General features: G+C 62.1%; 3 protein-coding genes. All 3 read right to left on the bottom strand.

What is annotated here, in order from left to right; translation table 11 throughout:
* Positions 1 to 73 precede the first annotated feature (73 nt).
* A complete protein-coding gene (locus IH971_10855; GenBank protein ID MCH7498331.1) occupies positions 74 to 1,159 on the bottom strand; it encodes a DUF2380 domain-containing protein in 1,086 nt (361 codons plus the stop codon).
* Between the two features lie 79 nt (positions 1,160 to 1,238).
* Positions 1,239 to 2,723 (bottom strand): aminomethyl-transferring glycine dehydrogenase subunit GcvPB, encoded by a 1,485-nt coding sequence (gcvPB, locus tag IH971_10850; protein MCH7498330.1) that lies wholly within the window; start codon positions 2,721 to 2,723, stop codon positions 1,239 to 1,241.
* On the bottom strand, positions 2,720 to 5,129 hold a 2,410-nt coding region (alaS, locus tag IH971_10845), incomplete at its 5' end, for an alanine--tRNA ligase (GenBank protein ID MCH7498329.1). The genes alaS and gcvPB, both read right to left, overlap by 4 nt.

Genomic DNA, 5,129 nt, shown 5'->3' with positions numbered 1-5,129 from the left:
ACCCCCTGGCTGTAGGGTCCCACGGCCTCGGGAGCCAGGTCAGTGTGGATGATGGTGCGCATGGATATATCGCTCAGCGCTGCAGGCCGAAATGAAAGAGGATTGCAGCGCTCGCATCATCAACGAATAGGTCAGCCTGGGTCAGCAGATGAATAGGCCCCAGTTTCAGTGTCAGCTGACCACCCAGGGAAAGAACCAGGCCGCCAGTGTCATAATAGTTCTCATAGTACTCATAGAACTCACCATTGTAACCATCATACTCTTCATATTCTTCACCAAATCCAAAACCCACACCTGCAACAAGCCCATACCCCAGGTGCTGACCCTGACGCCGCAATTGAGCGCCTACCAGCGCGTAGAGTGCCGTGTGTTCCCAGTAGTAGGGATCAAGATCGGAGAAAGATTCCAAATACAATAGGCCACCAGACACGACGGGCAGCAGCATCAATTTTCCCCATGGTATGCCGTCCATGGGAAACCAGCTGCCCCAAATAGTCCCACTAGCTTTGTAATTTACAGAAAAACCAATCCCCACTTGAAATCGGGGCCTGGCCGCTGACGACGGACGGGCAACCATTCGAGCCTGCCCGGCGGTCGGCTGCCGCACTTCCGACGCGGGCTGCGACACGAGTACTTTGGCGGTTATGGCTTGCGGCAGCTCCATATCCCCTTTAGCCGGTGACAGCCTGGCCGCCACCTGGGCCATCCCACGGGTGAGCAGGTCGTCCAGCTCCCCCCGCAGATCGAAGTCCGACACGCTGAGCACCTTCCCCGTCTCCACGTCCACCAGCCGCGCCGAGACGGTGAACGTGCCGCCCACCTTGCTGATACTGCCGCCCACCATTTGCCGGGCGCCCAACAGACGGCCCACCTCCACCAGGCAATCGTTGGAGGTGCAGCCGGTCTGCTGAAAGTCCTGCTCGGACAGGATATTTTCCATCATGCCCCGGTCCACCACCTCGAACCGGCCCAGCCGGAAGAGCTCGTTGCGCAGGCGGTTGGTGAGGGCGATGGCTTCAGTCTGGGAGATGCCGAAGCCGTCAAAGTCGAGGATGGCAATGGGGATAGCTTGTGCAGGCAACGTGGTAGTTTGAAGCGCCAGCGTAAGCAAGACTGCTGGCCAGTAAGTGAGACGCCTAGCGGTGAGTCGGAGATTCATAGTGCGGCCCCGGCAAAATGATTGCGTGCGGAGTATTGGATAAGCGAAAGTAACACGTGGATGATGCACGGGCAAGGCGCTAGCCGCGACCCTGATCCCAGTGCACATCCAGCTGGCGATTGGCCTTGGTCTCGTCCAGGCGGCCCACGGGCGTCGTCACCGGCGCAGCCCGCAGGGATTCGGGGTCCTCGTCCACCAGGCGGTCAATATCGCGCAATGCGGCGACGAAGTCGTCCAGGGTGTCTTTGGTCTCAGACTCGGTGGGCTCAATCATCATTGCTTCGGGCACCACCAGGGGAAAATAGACCGTGGGCGCATGGAAACCGTAGTCCAGCAGGGCCTTGACCATGTCCAGGGTGCGCACGCCGCGCTGTTTCTGGCTGCCGCCGGACAGCACAAACTCGTGCATGATGCCCTCGCCGTGGGGCAGCTCGAAGTGGTCGGTGAGGCGGGAGGCGAGGTAGTTGGCGTTGAGAATGGCCCGCCGCGACATGCTCCGCAGGCCCTCCTCGCCCAGGGAGAGCAGGTAGGTGTACGCGCGCACCAGCATCCCGAAATTGCCGTGGTAGCCATGCAGTCTGCCGATGCTGTCGGGGTGGCCGTCCGACCAGCGGTAGCGGGGCGCGCCATCCGCTGAGGTCGACCCGGGTAGCTCCTCCACCAGGGGCTGGGGCAGAAACGGCGCCAGCTCTGCCACCACGCCGATGGGTCCCGAGCCGGGGCCGCCGCCGCCGTGGGGTGTGGAGAAGGTCTTGTGCAGATTGATATGGGTAATGTCGAAGCCCATGTCCACCGCCCGGGCAAGGCCGATCAGGGCGTTGAGGTTGGCGCCGTCCATATACATGAGCCCCCCCACGCCGTGCACCAGCTCGGTAATAGTGGCGATTTCATCCTCGAACAGTCCCAGCGTATTGGGTTGGGTGAGCATCATGCCCGCCACCTCAGCGCTGAGTTGGGACTTCAGATCGTCCAGGTCGACGCGGCCCCTGCCGTCGGTGGCTACCTTCAGCGTCTCATAGCCGGCCATGACAACGCTGGCGGGGTTCGTGCCGTGAGCGGAATCCGGTATGATGATGAAGCGCCGCTGGGAACCCCTGGATGCATGGTAGCTGCGCATCATGAGAACCCCCACCAACTCGCCCTGGGAGCCTGCCGCCGGTTGCAGGGTAAAGCGATACATGCCGGTGATCTTCCTCAACCCCTGCTCAAGGGCATAGATCACAGCCAGAGCACCCTGTGAGCCGGCCTCCGATTGCAGCGGGTGCAGCTGCGTAAAGCCATCCAATGAGGCCATGGCGTCGTTGAGTTTGGGGTTGTACTTCATGGTGCAGCTGCCCAGGGGGTACAGGTTCCTGTCCACGTGGTGGTTCTTGATGGACAGATTGACATAGTGACGCACCACCTCCGGCTCTGAGACCTCGGGCAACTCCGCCGGCTTCCGCCGCAACAGATGAGCCGGTAGGACACCGGCAGGGTCGCTAGCCGGCACATCGGTGCGAGGGATTTTCACCCCCACACGGCCGGGTACGGAGCGGTCGATAATGAGCCGGGTATCCGGGTTCATGGTGCGTTTCCTAGCTGGTTGGAAATCAGTTCTGGCGTTTGGCTCACCGCCTGCTTCATCAGCGCCAGGTCGGCACCCCCGGCCGTGGCCATAATGGGCGAGCCGCCGCCACCACCACCCAACAGGCGCCCTACCTCCTTGGCAATGGCTCCAGCAGGCAATTTGCCCTTTTGGTCGTCGGTAACGGCGATCACTGCCTGGGCCTTGTTTTGCACATCAGCGTAAAGGACAACCACCGCAGACTTCAAGCGATCCTTGATCGCCACGGCAAGGTCCTTCAACTGATCCACATCCGCGATGTCATTGACCGGTGCAGCCACCACCGCTACTTTTCCAACCTCCACCGCCTGGGCTGACAGTTCGCCCACCAGATCGCGGCTCTTGCGGCGGGTGGTCTGCTTGAGTTGCCGCTCAAGATCCTTCAGCCTAGCCTGATCCTGCTGAATGCGGGAGACCAGATCCTGTGGGTTGGTATGGTAGTGCTGACTCAGGCTGTTCAGCAGAGCAGCCTGTGACTGGAAATGTTCCACCGCACCCGCGCCCGTCACCGCCTCCATACGCCGCACGCCGCTGGCTAGGGCCGTCTCGGAAGTGATCTTGAACATACCGATGTCACCGGTGCGGTCCACGTGCGTGCCGCCGCACAGTTCCCGGCTGAAGTCCGGCACGTCCAGCACCCGCACCTCATCGCCATATTTTTCGCCGAACATGGCCACGGCGCCACTTTTCCGGGCCTCGTCGAAACTGAGTATCTCGGTGCCGACCTCATGATTGGCGCGGATCACCCCATTGACCAGCAGTTCGATATTGGCAACCTGGGCGTCGGTGAGCTTATCGAAGTGGGAAAAATCGAACCGCAGTCTGTCCGGTGCCACCAGCGAACCCGCCTGCTGCACGTGCTCACCCAGCTCCACTTTCAGCGCCTTGTGCAGCAGATGGGTGGCCGTGTGGTTCAGGCGAATGGCCTGGCGGCGGTCACCGTCAACCGTTGCAGTCACCTTCTTTTTGCCCTGCAGATCGCCCCCCACCAAGCGCCCGCTGTGCACAATCTCGTCCCGGCCATTGACGACCTGGTGCTGGGTATCCTCCACGCGGAACTCAAAACCCTTACCGGTGATGACACCCGTATCGCCCACCTGGCCCCCGGCCTCACCGTAGAAGGGGGTCCGGTCCAGCAGCACCTCCGCCAGGCCCTCAGCGCCCAGGCGATACTGGCGGATGGTCGCTCCGCTCTCGGTGGTCTCGTAGCCCAGGAAGGCAGAACTCTCCCCCGGGGTGACCGTTTGCCATGCCATTTCGAGGACTTCCGGCTGACTTTTGCCGCCGCGCCGCGCCCGCTGCCGTTGCGCGGCCATGGCCTCGTCAAAACCGGCCGTATCCACCTCCAGTCCATTTTCACGGGCCATGAGCTGGGTGAGGTCCAGGGGGAAGCCGTAGGTATCATAGAGTTTGAAGGCCTCATCACCGGAAAGGGTGTCGCCGTCATGGAGGGCCACTGTGGCCCGGTCAAATTCTTCCAGGCCCCGGTCCAGGGTCTCGCCAAAAGCGATCTCCTCGGCTTTGATGACATTTTCAACATGTTTCCGTTTCTCGATGATCTCGGGATAGGCCGCGCCCATCACCTCACCGACCGTGTCCACCAATTTGTAGATAAACGGCTCATGCCGACCCAACATGCGGCCGAACCGGGCCGCCCGCCGCAGGATACGCCGCACCACGTAACCCCGGCCCTCGTTACTGGGGATGGCGCCGTCCGCCAGGGAGAAACTGAGCATACGGATGTGATCGGCCAGGACCCGATGGGCCACGCCGTCCTTTTCGGTGTAGGGGACGCCGGTGAGCTGGGCCACGTGATCGATGAGGGGGCTGAACAGATCGGTGGCGTAGTTGGAGCCTTGGCCCTGCAGGACGGCTACGATGCGCTCCAGGCCGGCCCCGGTGTCCACGTGCCTGGCGGGCAGGTCCGCCAATGAGCCGTCGTCCAGGCGGTTGTTCTGGATGAAGACCAGGTTCCACAGCTCCTTGAACTCGGGCCAGGCGTTGACCCCCTCGGCCTGCATGTCGGTCATATCCGGCCCGTCGTAGTAGTGGATTTCGGAGCAGGGGCCGCAGGGACCGGTGGCCCCCATCTCCCAGAAATTTTCCTTGTCGCCGAACCGGAGCACCTGGTCCGGGGCAATGTCGGTGACCTCGGTCCACAGCCGAGCCGCCTCGTCATCGGTGTCGTGGACCGTGGCCCACAGACGGGCCTTGTCCATGCCCCACACCACGGTGAGCAGCTCCCAGGCCCACCCGATGGCCTCGGCCTTGTAGTAGTCGCCGAAGGACCAGTTGCCCAACATCTCGAAGAAAGTGTGATGGTAGCTGTCTACCCCCACCTCCTCCAGGTCGTTGTGCTTGCCCGAT

Source organism: Candidatus Neomarinimicrobiota bacterium, from assembly GCA_022560655.1.
In the GTDB taxonomy this organism is placed as follows: Bacteria; Fidelibacterota; Marinisomatia; order SCGC-AAA003-L08; family TS1B11; genus JADFSS01.
Note: the sequence above shows the minus strand (reverse complement) of the source record. Positions and strands in the feature narration are given on the sequence as shown.